The 16,110-nt window shown below is 68.1% G+C and carries 14 protein-coding genes, 1 pseudogene and 1 riboswitch; of the genes and pseudogenes, 9 read left to right on the top strand and 6 right to left on the bottom strand.

Features of this window, described 5'->3' with window-relative positions:
• Positions 1 to 300: 300 nt before the first annotated feature.
• Positions 301 to 677: pseudogene (locus ASF27_RS19960) on the top strand (pseudoazurin).
• 51 nt (positions 678 to 728) lie between these two features.
• Here the strand turns inward: ASF27_RS19960 and ASF27_RS19955 are convergent.
• Entirely contained in the window at positions 729 to 1,106 is a 378-nt protein-coding gene (locus ASF27_RS19955) for a hypothetical protein (RefSeq protein ID WP_056174531.1), read from the bottom strand.
• 191 nt (positions 1,107 to 1,297) lie between these two features.
• A complete protein-coding gene (gene carA, locus ASF27_RS19950; protein ID WP_056362867.1) occupies positions 1,298 to 2,545 on the bottom strand; it encodes a glutamine-hydrolyzing carbamoyl-phosphate synthase small subunit in 1,248 nt (415 codons plus the stop codon).
• A 203-nt stretch (positions 2,546 to 2,748) separates the two neighbouring features.
• Between carA and ASF27_RS19945 the strand changes: the two genes are divergently transcribed.
• The 3 genes from ASF27_RS19945 (at position 2,749) to rpoD (ending at position 7,415) form a co-directional block, all read left to right on the top strand.
• Positions 2,749 to 3,210, top strand: coding sequence for a GatB/YqeY domain-containing protein (locus ASF27_RS19945; RefSeq protein ID WP_056174535.1), 462 nt, complete (start codon positions 2,749 to 2,751; stop codon positions 3,208 to 3,210).
• 80 nt (positions 3,211 to 3,290) lie between these two features.
• On the top strand, positions 3,291 to 5,216 hold the full coding sequence (gene dnaG, locus ASF27_RS19940) for a DNA primase (RefSeq protein WP_056362864.1): 1,926 nt from the start codon (positions 3,291 to 3,293) through the stop codon (positions 5,214 to 5,216).
• 198 nt (positions 5,217 to 5,414) lie between these two features.
• On the top strand, positions 5,415 to 7,415 hold the full coding sequence (gene rpoD / locus ASF27_RS19935; protein WP_056174540.1) for an RNA polymerase sigma factor RpoD: 2,001 nt from the start codon (positions 5,415 to 5,417) through the stop codon (positions 7,413 to 7,415).
• Positions 7,416 to 7,518: 103 nt separating this feature from the next.
• Here the strand turns inward: rpoD and ASF27_RS19930 are convergent, their stop codons facing one another.
• Complete coding sequence (locus ASF27_RS19930; protein WP_056362861.1) at positions 7,519 to 8,655, bottom strand: hypothetical protein; 1,137 nt, start codon at positions 8,653 to 8,655, stop codon at positions 7,519 to 7,521.
• Between the two features lie 304 nt (positions 8,656 to 8,959).
• Here ASF27_RS19930 and ASF27_RS19925 point away from each other — a divergent pair, with 304 nt between their 5' ends.
• The 5 genes from ASF27_RS19925 (at position 8,960) to ASF27_RS19905 (ending at position 13,294) form a co-directional block, all read left to right on the top strand.
• Positions 8,960 to 10,210 (top strand): adenylate/guanylate cyclase domain-containing protein, encoded by a 1,251-nt coding sequence (locus ASF27_RS19925; protein ID WP_056362859.1) that lies wholly within the window; start codon positions 8,960 to 8,962, stop codon positions 10,208 to 10,210.
• Positions 10,211 to 10,257: 47 nt separating this feature from the next.
• A riboswitch (TPP riboswitch) is annotated at positions 10,258 to 10,387 on the top strand.
• Positions 10,388 to 10,463: 76 nt separating this feature from the next.
• Positions 10,464 to 11,672, top strand: a complete 1,209-nt coding sequence (gene thiO, locus ASF27_RS19920) for a glycine oxidase ThiO (protein ID WP_056362855.1) — start codon at positions 10,464 to 10,466, stop codon at positions 11,670 to 11,672.
• Entirely contained in the window at positions 11,669 to 11,881 is a 213-nt protein-coding gene (thiS, locus tag ASF27_RS19915; RefSeq protein ID WP_056174546.1) for a sulfur carrier protein ThiS, read from the top strand. Before thiO ends, thiS begins: the two co-directional genes overlap by 4 nt.
• A 4-nt stretch (positions 11,882 to 11,885) precedes the next feature.
• Entirely contained in the window at positions 11,886 to 12,665 is a 780-nt protein-coding gene (locus ASF27_RS19910) for a thiazole synthase (protein WP_056174548.1), read from the top strand.
• Positions 12,662 to 13,294 (top strand): thiamine phosphate synthase, encoded by a 633-nt coding sequence (locus ASF27_RS19905; protein ID WP_056362852.1) that lies wholly within the window; start codon positions 12,662 to 12,664, stop codon positions 13,292 to 13,294. Before ASF27_RS19910 ends, ASF27_RS19905 begins: the two co-directional genes overlap by 4 nt.
• A 67-nt stretch (positions 13,295 to 13,361) precedes the next feature.
• Here ASF27_RS19905 and ASF27_RS19900 read toward each other — a convergent pair whose 3' ends face one another.
• From ASF27_RS19900 to ASF27_RS19890, 3 genes are all read right to left on the bottom strand, one after another.
• Complete coding sequence (locus tag ASF27_RS19900) at positions 13,362 to 14,117, bottom strand: hypothetical protein (RefSeq protein WP_056174552.1); 756 nt, start codon at positions 14,115 to 14,117, stop codon at positions 13,362 to 13,364.
• Between the two features lie 37 nt (positions 14,118 to 14,154).
• Positions 14,155 to 14,982 carry a transglutaminase family protein gene (locus ASF27_RS19895; RefSeq protein ID WP_056268596.1) on the bottom strand — a complete coding sequence of 276 codons (828 nt, stop codon included), beginning with the start codon at positions 14,980 to 14,982 and terminating at the stop codon, positions 14,155 to 14,157.
• A 143-nt stretch (positions 14,983 to 15,125) separates the two neighbouring features.
• Positions 15,126 to 16,070, bottom strand: a complete 945-nt coding sequence (locus ASF27_RS19890) for an alpha-E domain-containing protein (protein ID WP_056174553.1) — start codon at positions 16,068 to 16,070, stop codon at positions 15,126 to 15,128.
• Between the last annotated feature and the right edge of the window lie 40 nt (positions 16,071 to 16,110).

Raw genomic sequence — 16,110 nt, 5'->3', positions numbered from 1 at the left:
TGGATTGTCGTTAGGCTTCGCGTCTACACGCCGCCGCCCGGTTTTGGAAGGGCGGAGCGGTGGGCGCCGTCAGCCATACGCAGGAACCATGCCCACCGCCGGCCCCCAAAATCTTCTTAAGAATAGAACTCTTTGAATTCTTAAGTATCGGCGACTTTGCCTGACATTGTGCGTTGCTATATTTGCGCAAGATCGACGAAATGCGTCGATATTATTCAGAATCATTCGAGGAAACGCATTACGAAGCTCACCCTGCTCGCCGGAACGGTCACCCTGTGCACGACCCTCGGCACGGCCGCGATGGCGGCCGAGTTCACGGTCAAGACCCTCGACAGCGGCGCGGACGACATGATGGTGTTCGAGCCCACCCTGGTGAAGCTGGCGGCGGGCGACAGCATCCGCTTCGCCTCAACGGACAAGGGGTATAACGCCGAGCTGATCAAGGGCATGGCGCCCGAGGGCGCGGCGACGTTCAAGACCGTGGTCGGCAAGGAGGAGGTGGTGACCTTCGACAAGCCGGGCGTCTACGGCATCAAGTGCGCGCCGCACTACATCATGGGGATGATCGGCCTGGTGGTGGGGGGGACCAGCCGGCGAACCTCGACGCCGCCAAGGCCGTCCCCCACAGCAAGATCGCCACGAAGCGGTTCGAGCCGCTGTTCGCGAAGGTGCAATAGGCACGCTCGCGGGCCGGAGGTGATCGTCCGCCTCCGGCAGGTTCGCTGAACTTAAAGGCCGGCGTAGAGGGCGGCGACCGCCCGGTCGATGGACAGGGTGAACACCCCGAAGGCCACGACGGCGGCGGCGGCGAATTCCAGGGCGGCGCTGGATAGCGTCTGGCTGCGGCGCAGGAGTTCGCGGCCGAAGAACAGGCTCACCCAGGCGATGGTGAGAACCGCCGGCAGGACGAATAGGAAGGACAGGGTGCTCTCGACGCGGTCGAGCCCGGCGGCGGGGTCGATGAGGGCCCGGATGTTGCGCACCCACGGCGCGTAGCAGGCCGCGTACAGGGTGGTCATCCAAGACAGGCCGACACCGACGCCGAGATGGAAGGTGAAGAGGCGATGCAGGCGCGAGAAGTCGTCGCGCGCGTCGTCGAAGGTCATGTGGAGATCCCCGCCATCGGTCCGGTTCGGGCCCGCGCGACGAAGCTTCGAGCGTCGTCCTTAGCGGGCCGTTAATGGGGCGGGGATGCCCGGCAATGCCGGACATTTTGTGACGCGCTCCGGTCCATATCGGGGCAGGTGGCTCGCACAGACCGGACTGGAGCGACCCCCGACGCGGCCGGCCGCCGACCTCACTCCGCCACGGCGTGGAGCGTCTCGGGCTTGCCCGCCCGCATCAGGGCGACGAAGCGCTCGAACAGGTAGTGGCTGTCGCGCGGCCCCGGCGAGGCCTCGGGGTGATGCTGCACCGAGAAGGCCGGGCGGTCGGTGAGCGAAAGGCCGCAATTCGAGCCGTCGAACAGCGACACGTGGGTCTCCACCGCGGTTGCCGGCAGGCTCCCCGGATCGACGGCGAAGCCGTGGTTCATCGACACGATCTCGACCTTGCCGGTGGTCTTGTCCTTCACCGGATGGTTGGCGCCGTGGTGGCCTTGCGCCATCTTCACCGTGCGGCCGCCGAGCGCCAGGCCCATGAGCTGGTGCCCGAGGCAGATGCCGAAGGTCGGCACCTTCTCGGACAGGAGTTCGCGGATCACCGGCACGGCGTATTCGCCCGTCGCCGCCGGGTCGCCGGGGCCGTTCGACAGGAACACCCCGTCGGGCTTCATCGCCATGATCTCGGCCGCACTCGTGGTGGCGGGCACCACGGTGACGTCGCAGCCGGCTTGCGCCAGCAGGCGCAGGATGTTGCGCTTCACGCCGTAATCGATGGCCACGACCTTCAGGCCCTGGCCGGCCGGGCGATCGCCGTAGCCGGTCTTCACGCCCCAGGTGGTCTGCGACCAGGCGGAGGTCTCGCGGCTGGTCACCGGCGGCACGAGGTCGAGGCCCTCCATGGGGGCCAAGGCGGCGGCGCGCGCCTTCAGCGCCTCGCGGTCGAAGCTGCCGTCCGGAGCGTTGGCGATGACGGCGTTGGGCATGCCATGGTCGCGGATCAGGGCGGTGAGCGCGCGGGTGTCCACCCCGGTGATGCCCACGATGCCGCGCGCCTTCAGCCAGGCGTCGAGGTGGCTCGACGAGCGCCAGCTCGACGGGTTGGTCACCGCCGAGGCGATGACGGCGCCGCGCACGCCCGAGGCCGGGGCGGCGTCGAGGCTCTCCAGATCCTCGTCGTTGGTACCGGTGTTGCCGATATGGGGAAACGTGAAGGTGACGATCTGTCCGGCATAGGACGGGTCGGTCAGGATCTCCTGATAGCCGGTCATCGCCGTGTTGAAGCAGACCTCGCCGTCGGCGGCCCCGGTCTGGCCGATGCCGAACCCTTCGAGGATCGTGCCGTCGGCGAGAACCAGGAGGGCGGTGGCGACGGGCTCGGCCCAGGGGGCCGGGGAGGGTGCGGGGGTGGCGGGGTGCGCGCGGGCGCCTTCATCTTGCAGCATCGGCGTGATCTCGCTTATGTCCGGCCGATCCCGGCGCCGTGCGACACGGCGCATGCCGTGCGACACGGCACACGCGGGTGGCTTGTCGTGCGGCGCTCATACCGAGCGGGCGGCGATGGGGTCAATGTGGCCCCACGCACCCACCGGCTCAAGGCGCGCGATCCACTCAGCAATTCACAGACCAGCCCGATCAGGAGACTTCCATGCTGCGCGCCCGCCTCACCACCGAGATGAAAGAGGCCATGAAGGCCGGCGACAAGGCGAAACTCGCCACCGTGCGGATGATCCAGGCCGCCCTGAAGGACAAGGACATCGAGGCGCGAGGGCTGGGCAAGGAACAGCCCACCGACGAGGAGATCCTCGCGCTCCTCCAGAAGATGATCAAGCAGCGCAACGAATCGGCCGGCGTCTACGATCAGGGCGGCCGCCCGGAACTCGCCGAGAACGAGCGCGCCGAGGCCGCGATCATTGCCGGGTACCTGCCCCAGCAGATGGACGAGGCCGAGACCCGTGCCGCCATCGAGGCCGCCGTCGCCGAGACGGGCGCAGCCGGCCCCAAGGACATGGGCAAGGTCATCGCGTCCCTGAAGGCGGCCTATGCCGGCCGGATGGATTTCGGCAAGGCGAGCGGGCTGGTGAAAGAGGTGCTGAACGCCAAGGCGTGAGGCGAGGCGGCAGGCCGCGACGCTCGGCGTTCGGGACTCCTTAAGGCCCTTCGGCTAGACTGGGCGGCCGCAGAGGTCCCATGCGCTATCCGCCCCACATCCTCGAAGAGATCCGCGCGCGCCTGCCCGCCTCCGACGTGGTCGGGCGCCGCGTCCGGCTGAAGAAGGCGGGGCGCGAGTGGCGCGGCCTGTCGCCGTTCAACGCCGAGAAATCGCCGTCGTTCTACGTCAACGATCAGAAGCAGTTCTACCACTGCTTCTCGAGCGGAAAACACGGCGACGTGTTCACCTTCCTGATGGAGACGGAAGGGCTGAGCTTTCCCGAGGCCGTCGAGCGCCTGGCCTCGGAGGCCGGCGTCAGCCTGCCGACCCCGAGTGCCGACACCCGGGAAATGGAGACGAAGCGCGCCGGCGCCCTCGAAATCATGGAGATGGCGGCCGCGTTCTACGAGGCGCAGCTCGCGGGGAGCGCCGGGATCGAGGCCCGGGCCTATCTCGACCGGCGCCAGCTCGGACTCGACACCCGCGCGCGGTTCCGCCTCGGCTACGCGCCGAACGACCGCTACGCCCTTCGCGATCATCTGGCCGCCAAGGAGGTGTCCAAGGAAATGATGGCCGAGCTCGGCCTGCTCGTGACCGGCGACGACATCAAGGTGCCGTACGACAAGTTTCGCGACCGGGTGATGTTTCCCATCACCGATTCGCGCGGACGCGTCATCGCCTTCGGCGGCCGGGCGATGCAGAAGGACGCCAAGGCGAAGTACATGAACTCGCCGGAGACGCCGCTCTTCCACAAGGGCCAGCTCCTCTACAACCTGCACGGCGCGCGGAAGGCCGCCCACGATCGCGGCACCATCATCGCCGTCGAGGGCTACGTCGACGTCATCGCCATGACGCTGGCGGGCCACCCCAACGCGGTTGCCGGCCTCGGCACCGCGCTGACGGAGGAGCAGGTCGCGCTGCTGTGGCGCCACGGCGACGAGCCGATCCTGTGCTTCGACGGCGACGGCGCCGGTCAGCGCGCCGCCTTTCGGGCGCTGGACGTCGCCCTGCCGGGCCTGACGCCGGGCAAATCCCTGCGCTTCGCCATGCTGCCCGAGGGGCAGGACCCCGACGACCTCCTGCGCTCCGAGGGCAAGGCCGCCATCGACCGGGTGCTGGAGGGCGCGCGCCCCCTGGTGGAAGTGCTGTGGTCGCGGGCGACCGAGGGCGCGCCCCTCGACACGCCCGAGCGCCGGGCAGGCCTCGCCAAGACCCTGCGCGAGATGGTGGCGGGCATCCGCGACGAGACCGTGCGGGGGTTCTACCGCGACGAGATCGAGGGCCGCCTGCGCGCGCTCTCACCCCAGTCGAACCAGGGCCGACGCGGCCCGTGGGAGCCCCGACAGGGCGGCGGCGGGGGCCGGCCGGCCTACCAGCGGACCCCGCGCCCGGGCGATCCGCCGCCGTCGCCGCGCATCACCACCAAGTTCAACCCGCTCTATGCGGGCGAGACCAACGCCGCCGGCCCCGTGGCGTTTCGCGACCGCGAGGCGATGATCGTCTCGAGCCTCCTCGTCCACCCGGAACTCCTCGGCATCGAGGCGGAGGATCTCGCCGAACTCGAACTCGGCGATTCCGACGCGCAGGCCCTGCGCTCGCTGCTCCTCGACAGCCACGCCGATGCCGGACAGCCCGGCGTCGAGGTCCTGGAGGCCCGCCTGCGGCGCACCGGACTGGTCGAGGCGTCGGAACGACTGGCCACTCATGTGCGCCCCGGGGACCGATGGACCCTTGACGCGCATGCTGATCCCGTGCGTCTCGAAGACGCATTGCGTCAGGCCGTGATCTTGCACCGCAAGTCCGGCGCGCTAAATAGCGAACTTCGCTTGGCGGAACACGCCCTGGCCGAGGACTTCACGGAGGCGAACTTCGCTTGGCTGTGTGACGTGAAGCAACGTATGGCCGTGGTCGCCGGAGCGGAGGCGGAGGAGGACGGGTCCGACGCCGATGCGGCAGCGGGCTAGGCCTTCGAAGGAACGGAATTCTCGCGCCGAAGGCGGCGCATGGTTAACAATCGGTCAAGCGTCTCGCTTGCATACCGGGATCTGAGATCGACGCGGGCGCTTTTCGGCGTTCCGCACACCATATGCATTGCAACGTCGTAGACGCGGAGTGAGCCACACACTCCCGCGCGACATTGCCACGACAACCATAGGCGGACCATGGCGACGAAGGCAACGGAACGGGACGAGACGGATGCTGCCCCCGAGGCACAGACGGACGGGCCGCTTCTCGATCTGACGGATGCCTCCGTCAAGCGGATGGTGAAGCTCGCCAAGAAGCGCGGCTACATCACCTACGAGGAGATCAACGAGGTCCTGCCCGACGGCCAGTCCGATCCCGACCAGATCGAGGACGTGCTGTCCCAGCTCTCCGAGATGGGCATCAACGTCGTCGAGGCGGAGGAGACCGAGGAGACCGCCGGCGAGACCAAGGCCAACGGCGAGGCCGGCGAGGACGAGGACGGCGCGGAGGGGACCGAGGTCGCCGAGATCGCGCCGACCAAGGCCCCGGCCGTGCGCGAGACCACGACAAAGGAGCCCACCGACCGCACGGACGATCCCGTGCGGATGTACCTGCGCGAGATGGGCTCCGTGGAGCTGCTGTCGCGCGAGGGCGAAATCGCCATCGCCAAGCGCATCGAGGCGGGCCGCGAGGCGATGATCGCCGGCCTGTGCGAGAGCCCGCTGACCTTCCAGGCCATCATCATCTGGCGCGACGAACTCGTCGACGGCCGGGTGCTCCTGCGCGAGATCATCGACCTAGAAGCCACCTACGCGGGTCCCGACGCCAAGAACGCGATGCAGATCGCGGAAGGCGGCGAGGAAGCCGAGGAGACCGAGGCCGAAACCCCGGCGGCGCCCGAGGGCGACGACGAGGACGACATGGAGAACAACGTCTCCCTGGCGGCCATGGAGACCGAGATCAAGCCGCGCGTCCTCGAGACGTTCGACAACATCGCGAACAACTACAAGAAGCTGCGCAAGCTGCAGAGCGAGCACGCCGAGGTGAAGGCCTCGGGCGGGACCCTGACGGAGGCGCAGGCCGCCAAGCGCGACGAGTTGAAGGACATCGTCGTCACCGACGTGAAGTCCCTCTCGCTCAACGCCAACCGCATCGAGGCCCTGGTCGAGCAGCTCTACGACATCAACAAGCGCCTCATCTCGCATGAGGGCCGCCTGATGCGCTACGCCGAGACCCACGGCGTCGCCCGCGACGAGTTCCTGCGCCACTACCAGGGCTGGGAGCTCGACCCGAACTGGATGGAGCGCGTCGGCAGCCTCGGTGGCCGCGGCTGGAAGAACCTCGTCGAGAAGGGCCAGAAGGAGGTCGTGCGCCTGCGCGAGCAGATCCTCACCCTCGCCTCCGAGACCGGTCTCGAAATCGGCGAGTACCGCAAGATCGTCAATATGGTCCAGAAGGGCGAGCGCGAAGCCCGTCAGGCCAAGAAGGAGATGATCGAAGCGAACCTCCGCCTCGTGATCTCGATCGCCAAGAAGTACACCAACCGCGGCCTGCAGTTCCTCGACCTGATCCAGGAGGGCAACATCGGTTTGATGAAGGCGGTGGACAAGTTCGAGTACCGTCGCGGCTACAAGTTCTCGACCTACGCCACCTGGTGGATTCGCCAGGCGATCACCCGCTCCATCGCCGATCAGGCGCGTACCATCCGCATCCCGGTGCACATGATCGAGACGATCAACAAGATCGTCCGCACCTCGCGCCAGATGCTGCACGAGATCGGCCGCGAGCCGACCCCCGAGGAACTGGCCGAGAAATTGGCCATGCCCCTGGAGAAGGTGCGCAAGGTCCTGAAGATCGCCAAGGAGCCGATCTCCCTCGAAACCCCCATCGGCGACGAGGAGGACAGCCACCTCGGCGACTTCATCGAGGACAAGAACGTCGTCCTGCCCATCGACGCGGCGATCCAGAGCAATCTGCGCGAGACCACGACGCGCGTCCTTGCCTCGCTGACCCCGCGCGAGGAGCGCGTATTGCGCATGCGCTTCGGCATCGGCATGAACACCGATCACACCCTCGAGGAGGTCGGCCAGCAATTCTCGGTGACCCGCGAGCGCATTCGCCAGATCGAGGCCAAGGCCCTGCGCAAGCTCAAGCACCCGAGCCGGTCGCGCAAACTGCGCAGCTTCCTCGACAACTGAAGTCGTAAAAAGGCGGCCCGGTAGGCCGCCTTTTTCGATTCAATGCATCGCCGTACGTTCAGTCAGCGGCCTTCGGCATGTTGCGCCAAGTCGAACTGTCTCGTCATGCTTTCCGGATGTAACTGATGGCGGCGACCACTCCGCCACGCGGTTCGTTCACCGAGGATTGCAGGAAGTAACCGTCCTTAGTGACTTGCATCGATACTTTCCGGGCATCGTAGAGTCCGCGGAAAACGCTTTCTGGCGTCACGTCGCCGATAATGTCCATGTTTGTTCCATTGTCATTCGTATAGGGGCTCGCGAAGAACAGGGCTATCCGCTTCTTTGTCACCGAGGTGCTGAAAACCATGACGCCCTCGGCGCCGCGTAGCCCGAATTTCTTGTCCGAAAAATAGATCCCGGCGGAAATGAAATTGTCCGGGTCGTCCTTGCCGAAGATGGTGCGATGATTGACCTGCACTTCGGGTGAACTCAAGCCCGACGGATGGTCGGCCATGAAGCTCTTCATGTCGCCATGCGCCATGTAGAGATCGCCTTGGTTGGCACCGGTCAGACCATCGCGCCACTTGTTAACCGTCAGGTTCTCGTCCGTATCGTTCATGACGATTCCGAGGACCTTCTTCGGGTTTTCCAGAAACAGGAACAGGAGCAAACCGACGAGTGCGAAGACGATGACCGAGATGGCAGTCTTCATGCCGAGGCCGGCGATTCCCGCTCGTGCAGCACCGAGGAACGTCGTCCCACCAGCACGATAGGCGTCGATAGCGAGCTTCGTGGCTGCGAGACCGACGCTGAGCACGCCGCCGCCGATGATTTCACCGGCCGCCTGCCCGGGCGTCTTCGCGTTCGAGGCGTTCTCGAACCGCTTCGTCAGCATATAGACATAATCTTTGACGTCGTTCCCCCTGTAACTCAGGATTGTGGGGACGTCCGTGGGTACGATCGTGAAGTTGGGCTCGATGTCCACGTCACTCGCGAGCATCGCGTCCAGGAGCGCGTCTTCGGCTTCGCGGTTGGGGCTGCCCTGATGCCAATCCTCAAGGTAGCCCTCACGCTTCGCCTTATCGAAGATCGCATCGAGCAGTGCCCCGGCGGCACGCTTCTTCTTCTCGGCATATGGGAGATGCGAACGAAGGATAGGTGCGAGGTCGACGTTGAACTGCTTTCGCAGATTGCCGATGACCTCCTCGGCGAACGCAACTTCAGAGAGTTCGAGTAAACGGCTTTCCAATCGAATCATCACACGCTTCCTTACGTTGAGGTTGCGTTATCGAGATGCAGTACAACCTGAAAGAAAACAATCTCAGATTTCATTTCACGTGAGGATTCGACACCGTCGTGATTCGAGGCCTTTCGGGATCGTGCCCATCTCCCCCACCGGAGGTCCTGGGGGAGGCGAGGCGCGGAATTCGAATGGAATTGCAACCGGGGTCCGCAGATTTCACGTTGATCCAACCATCGTTTCCCGGTTGATGGCGGTTCGGAGAGCCGCGCAAAGCGAGCGTCCGGTTGCCGAAGGGCGATCCTTGACCCAACTAGGCCATATGCTCGATCGAGGTCCGCCCCAGTCGCCGCCCACCGCCGAAGCCGACGGATCGGAAGCGAACGACGTTCCGTTCGGCGCCCTGCAGCAATGCGTGGCCCTGCGCGACTGGCTGCTGAGCGAGGGGGCCCGGATGCCCAACGCCGAGGACCTCCTGGCGGGGTTGGCCGAGCGGCTCATCGACCTCGGGGTGCCGGTGGACCGGGCGACCACGGCCATCGACGCCCTGCATTCCGAATATTCCGGCGTCGGCCGTTTCTGGACCCGCGAATCGGGCTCGACGGTGCGGCTGTTCCCCCACGGCGACGCCTCCGACAAGGCCTACCGCGAGAGCCCGTTCCAGACGGTCCACGAGACCGGGGAGTGGCTGATCCTCGATCTTTCCGAGACGCCGTCCGACGCCTACGCGGTGATCCCCGACCTGAAGGCCGAGGGCTACCGCCACTACATCGTGGCGCCGCTGTTCTTCACCAACGGCACCCGCAACGGCATCACGTTCGCCACACGCAGCGAGGATGGATTTCGCGATGAAGACGTGGCGATCCTGCGCTTCGTCATCCCGACGCTCGCCGCCGTGATGGAGATGCGCAGCATCAACAAGCAGCTCGACCACGTGCTGCGGATCTATGTCGGCGACGAACCGCACAAGGCGATCCTGGCCGGCTCGATCCGGCGCGGCCACGTCCAGCGCATCCGCTCGGCGATCCTGTTCGCCGACATGCGCGACTACACCCGCATCTCCGCCGAGATGACCCCGGAAGAAGCGGTGGACCTTCTCAACATCTTCTTCGACTGCCTCGTGCCGGCCATCGAGCGCGAGGGCGGCGAGGTGCTGAAGTACCTCGGCGACGGCCTGCTGGCGATCTTTCGCGAGCGGGGCGACGACCTCGGCGGGGCGGCCAAGGGGGCGTTGACGGCGGCCCAGAGCGCGCTCGCGGCCATCGACGAGGCGAACGGCCTCGGGCGCTTCGCCCAGCCCGTGGCGGCCGGCATCGCGCTCCATCATGGCGAGGCCGCCTACGGCAATGTCGGCTCGGGCGCGCGCCTCGACTTCACGGTCATCGGCCGCGACGTGAACCTCGCGAGCCGCCTCGCCCGCCTCAACAGGACGCTCGGCGAGCCCCTGCTGATGTCAAAGCCCTTCGTGGATTTCCTCTGGGGCGATCCGGTCTCCCTCGGCACCCACGCCCTCGACGGGTTCGCCGAGCCCATGGGGGTGTTCCGCCCCGGACGGCCGGCCGCGACGGTGTGACGAGGCGCGCGGGGTGTTGACCGGAGCGTCGTTGCGGCCCACATCGGTGGTGTTCCAGGGAGATCCCCGGCAAGGGGCTGAGAAACCGATGAGCGGCCTGCGTGCGGGCGGCGGCGCGGAAATCCTTCGAACCTGAACCGGTTCATACCGGCGTAGGGATTGGACCGCCGTGTTTGCCCGCCCGAGTTCGGCGGGCTTCGCTCAGAAGCGCACCGGCCCCACACCCCCTGCGTCCGTCGCGGAGGTTGTCCAGGTGCTCGTTCCCAGCCGACCCATCGATCTCAGGCGCTCACCCGCCGCCGCCCGGGCGCAATCCGCCCTGCCGGCCCGCTGCGATGTCGCCATCGTCGGCGGCGGCCTCATCGGCCTGTCCATCGCCTGGCGCCTCGCGGAACGCGGACGCGCCGTTACCGTCGTCGAGCGCGAGACCGTCGGCGCGGGGGCGAGCCTCGCTGCCACCGGCATGCTGGCGCCGGCCGCCGAGCACGAGCCCGGCTCCGACCAGCTGCTGCCCTTGGCCCTGGTGAGCCTGTCGCGCTGGCCGGGGTTTCGCGACGCCCTGCAGGCGGCGTCGGGCGTCGACATCGACTACCGGGAGGAGGGCACCCTGGTGCTCGCCATCGGCCGCGACGAGGTCGAGCGCCTGCGCTTTCGCCACGACCTGCAGGTCCGCTCGGGCCTCGAGGCCACGTGGCTGTCCGGGCCGCAGGTGAGGGCCCGCGAGCCGGCCCTGCGCCCGGCCGTCACCGCCGGCCTCTACTGTCCCCACGATCATCAGGTCGATCCGAGCCGGGTCATGGCCGCCCTGGTGCGGGCCTGCACGGCCGCGGGCGTCACCATCGTGGAGAATTGCTCCGTCGAAGCCCTGGACTGGGCGGGCGACCGGGTCACGGGGCTCCTGACCGGCCAGGGCCGGCTCGCGGCCGAGACCGTGATCCTCGCCGCCGGCGCCTGGAGCGGGCAGACCGGGCTGCTCCCCGATGCCCTGGCCCTGCCGGTGCGTCCCCTGAAGGGCCAGTCGCTGGCGCTGCGCACCACCGCCCGCACCGGAACCCTCACCCACATGGTCTGGACCGAGCAGGTCCACATGGCCCCGAAGAGCGACGGCCACCTCATCGTCGGGGCGACGGTGGAGGATTGCGGCTTCACCCCCGGCGTCACGGCGGGCGGCCTCTACGCCCTGTTGGAAGGGGCGCGCCGCGTCCTGCCCGGCATCGAGGAGATGGCCGTCGAGGCCGTGTGGAGCGGCTACCGCCCGACCTCCGACGACGACGCGCCGATCATCGACACCCTGGCCCCCGGCCTCGTCGCGGCGACGGGCCACCACCGCAACGGCTACCTCCTGGCGCCCGCCACCGCCGACGCCGTCGCGGCCCTGCTGACGGACGGCGCCGTGCCGGACTACGCCAGCGCCTTCGGCCGCGCCCGCTTCGCCCCGGCCGAGACGAAGGCGCGCGCATGAAACTCATCCTCAACGGCCGGCCCCACGAGAGCGCGGCGCGCGACCTCGACGCCCTGTTCCGGATCGAGGCCGAGGAGACCGGGATCGAGAGCCCACAGGGCATCGCCATCGCCCTCAACGGCGCGGTTATCCGCCGCCGGGACTGGGAAACGACGCAACTCGAAGAGGGCGACCGCGTCGAGATCGTCCGCGCCATGCAGGGAGGCTGAAACCATGACCGAACCCCACGACGATCCCCTCGTCATCGCCGGCATCACCCTGGGCTCGCGCCTGTTCATCGGCACGGCGGGCTATCCCACCCAATCCATCATGGCCGAATCCGTGGCGGCGTCGGGCGCCGAGGTGGTGACCGCCTCGATCCGCCGGGTCTCGCTCCAGGGCCACGGCTCGGACACGGTCAGCAAGCTCAAGGGCTACCGCTTCCTGCCCAACACCGCCGGCTGCGAGACGGCGCGCGACGCCATCATGACCGCCGAACTCGCCCGCGAGGCCCTCGACACGACGTGGATCAAGGTCGAGGTCATCGGCGACCGCGAGACCCTGTACCCGGACGTCGCCGAATTGCTGGAGGCCTGCCGCCACCTCGTGGAGGACGGCTTCACGGTGCTGCCCTATTGCAACGACGATCCGGTGGTGTGCCAGCGCCTGGCCGACATCGGCTGCGCCGCCGTGATGCCCATGGGCTCGCTCATCGGCTCCGGCATGGGTGTGGCGAACCCGGCCAACCTCGAACTGATCTGTCGGCGCTCGCCCGTGCCCGTCATCGTCGATGCCGGCATCGGCACGGCGTCGGACGCCGTCATCGCCATGGAGCTCGGGGCCGCCGGCTGCCTCCTCAACACGGCGGTGGCGAAGGCCGACGACCCCGTACGCATGGCCCGCGCCATGGGCCACGCCGTCGCGGCCGGCCGCCTCGCGCACCGCGCCGGCCGCATTCCTCGGCGCGGCCGGGCCGAACCGTCGAGCCCGCAGCTCGGCCTCGTCGGCTCATGAGGCCGCTGCCGTCGCCGCTCCTCGTGGTGACGGACCGGACCCTGGTCCCCGGTGGAGAGCAGGACCTCGTCGCCCGGATCGACGCGCTTCTCGCGGGCGGCGCCCGCTGGGTCTGGTTTCGCGAGCGCGACCTAGCGCCGGCCCCGCGCGAAACCCTGGCGCGCACGCTGCTGGAGCGGGTGCGCGCCCGGGGCGGTGTCCTGAGCATCGGCGCAAGCGCGGCCCTCGCGGCGGGTCTCGGGGCGGACGGCGTCCACCTGCCCGGCGGGGCGACACCGGCCGATTTCGCGGCGGCGCGGGGTCGGTTGCCCGACGGCTTGATCGGAGTCTCGGCCCATTCGATCGGGGAGGTCGAGGCGGCTGCGCGGCATGGCGCGGACTACGCCACCCTGAGCCCGATCTTCGCGACGTCGAGCAAGCCCGGCTACGGCCCGGCCCTGGGGCCGGAGGCCATGCGGGCGGCGAAAGCGTGCGGGCTGCCGGTCATCGCCCTCGGGGGTATCATGGGCGAGAGGGTCAGGCCCTGCCGGGCGGCAGGGGCCGCCGGGATCGCCGTCATGGGCGGCCTGATGCGCAGCCGCGACCCGGCGGGCGACGTGGGCGCTTTGCTCGGAGCCTGGAAGACCTGACGCGTCGGGGAGCGTCTCCCACCCCCTCGTGGAGGAGGGCCGAACGCGATGCGAAACTCGAAAAAATCTACTTCGGGTCGGCGGCCGGGCCGTAGGGCGGACGCGGGATCGCCCGGTGAGCGGCGCGCAGGGCCGCCGACCAGCGTTCGCGCAGATCGTGGAAGTAGCCTTCGCCCGCCTCGATGCGGTGGTTGACCTCGAGGGTGAGGGCGTCGCGGCGGACCAGGGCGATGTCGATGGGCAAGCCGACGCCGAGGTTGGACCGCATGGTCGAATCCATCGAGACGAGGCCGACCTTGAGGGCGTCGTAGAGATCGGTCTCGTACTTCACCGCCCGGTCGAGGATCGGCTTGCCGTACTTGTGCTCGCCGATCTGCAGGAACGGCGCGTCGCCGCTGCATTCGATGAAATTGCCGGCGGCGTAGATGAGGTACAGCTTCATCGGGTCGGTGCCGATCTGGCCGCCGAACAGCAGCGAAACGGAGAAGCGCAGGTTCGCCGCCTCGAACCCGGCCTTCTCGATCTCGCGCACCCGGCGGATGGCGCGGCCGACGAGCTGGGCGGCCTGGAACATGGTCGGCGCCTCGACGAGCTTCATCTTGGCCTCGCCGGCATCGCCCTCGACGCCCTCGGAGAGCAGGCTCAGGACCGACTGGGTGATGGAGAGGTTGCCGGCGGACGCGAGCATCATCACCCGCTCGCCCGGCACGTTGAAGTGGTGGAGCTTGCGGTAGGTGGAGATGTCGTCGAGGCCCGCGTTGGTGCGGGTATCGGCGATCATCACCAAGCCGTCCTCGACCAGGACACCGACGCAGTAGGTCATCGTTTCAGCTTTCTTCGTGCCCGAACGCCCCGTATCGTCAGGACTGGACCGTCGCCTGTGCTTGCTCGACGCGGAGCTTCACGTCGAGGGTTTCCGTACCGCCACCCATGCGGCTGCCGCGGATCGGAGCCGCGCCGAGGTAGTCGAGCCCCACGGCGACGCGGATATGCGCCTCCGTGGTGGCGATGCCGTGGGCGGGGTCGAAGCCGACCCAGCCGAGGTTCGGCACCAGGGACTCGACCCAGGAATGACCCGCCTCCTGGTCGACCATGCCGTCGTCCCGGTGGAAGTAGCCCGAGACGTAGCGGGTCGGGATCTCGAGGTGGCGTGCCGCGGCGATGAAGATGTGCGTCAGATCCTGGCAGACGCCCTTCGCCTGCTCGAACGACTGCGCCGCCGTGGTGCTGGCGCTGGTCGGGCCGGGCTCGAACACCACCTTGTCGTGCACGGCGGCGAGCAGGCGGTGGAGGCAGGGCAGGGGCGAGGCGTCGCCCGCCTCCCGGACCGCGCGGGCGAAGGCCTGGATCGGCTCGCTCGCCAGGGCGAGATCGGAATCGCGCAGGTAGAACTCGTCGGGCAGTCGCTCGACGGTGCCGCGCACCACGCCGTGCATCTCGTTGGTGTCGACCTCGCCGGTGACCCGGATGGTGAGGGATTCGGCCGGCTCGTCGGCGGTGAACCAGTGCACCACGTTGCCGAAGCCGTCCTCGCGCTCGCTGATCCGGCCGTCGATGGACGGCTCGATGCGCCAGCGCCGGACATATTGGCCGTCATGGTCGCGCGGCCGCAGGCGCAGGACCTGGATCAGGTTCCGGGCGGGATGCTCGTAGGTGTAGTTGGTCTCATGAAAGACGCGGATTCGCATGAGGGCGGCCTTTGCGCGGGTCCGGGCAGAGCCCGCCACCCCTAAGCATCATTCCCCGACGTGTCACACGGTTCGAGGCGAACCGGGATGCGTCGACGGATTTCGAGGCGGGTGTCACGTGGGCGGCGCCACGTGACGCCTGCTCAGACGAGATATTGCTCGATCACCGCCGCGCCGAGGCGGTTGTTCTCGGCGATGAACGCCGTGACGAACTCGTGCAGGCCCGAGGTGAAGATCCGGTCGATGTTCTCGCCCTCCAGCCGCGCCAGGGTGTTGCTGGCGAAACGTTGGCTGGCCCCGCGCCGCCCGTAGGCGTCGGCGATGAGGTCGAGGTGTTCCACGAGCATGCCGTAGCAGTTGTGCAGCGAGCGCGGCATCTGGCGGTTGAGGATGAGGAGATCGGCCACCAACAGGGGCTTCACGCTCTCGCGGTAGACCCAGTGATAGGCGTTGAAGGCCGAGACCTCGCGCAGGATCGTGGTCCACTGGAAGTAGTCGAGGCTGCCGCCGACGCGCTCGGTGGCGGGCAGGAGGATCCGGTACTTCACGTCGAGGATGCGGGCGGTGTTGTCGGCCCGCTCGATGGCGGTGCCGAGGCGAGTGAACCAGTAGGCGTCGTTGCGCAGCATGGTGCGGTAGGCCGAACCGTCGAAGGCCAGGGACACGCCCTTCACCCATTCGAGGAAGCGGGAGAACTCGTCGCGGTTGAGGTCGCGCCCCTCGTAGTTGCGCAGCTCCAGCCAGGCGCCGTTGATGGCGTCCCACATCTCGGTGGTCAGGGCCGTGCGGACGCTGCGGGCGTTCTCGCGCGCCGTCTCGATGCAGGAGCGGATCGAGGACGGGTTGTGCGGACTGAAGGCGAGGAAGTCGCAGACCGTGGCCTCGGTGACGCCGTCGTAGAGCGGCTTGAACACTTCCGGATCGCCGGCCGACGCCAGGGCCGAGGCCCATTCGTTGGTCTCGCCGCCACCGTAACTCGACGGCAGGGCCGCGAGCCGATGCGCCGCGTCGAGGATGCGGGCGACGAACTCGGCCCGCTCGACGTAGCGCGAGAGCCAGTACAGGTTGTCTGCGGTCCGGGAGAGCATGGGCTTCCGTTGAGGCGCGGCCACCCGCGACGCGCGCGGG

Source organism: Methylobacterium sp. Leaf102 (genome assembly GCF_001422425.1).
GTDB lineage: Bacteria > Pseudomonadota > Alphaproteobacteria > Rhizobiales > Beijerinckiaceae > Methylobacterium.
This window is presented reverse-complemented; position numbering and strand designations above follow the sequence as displayed.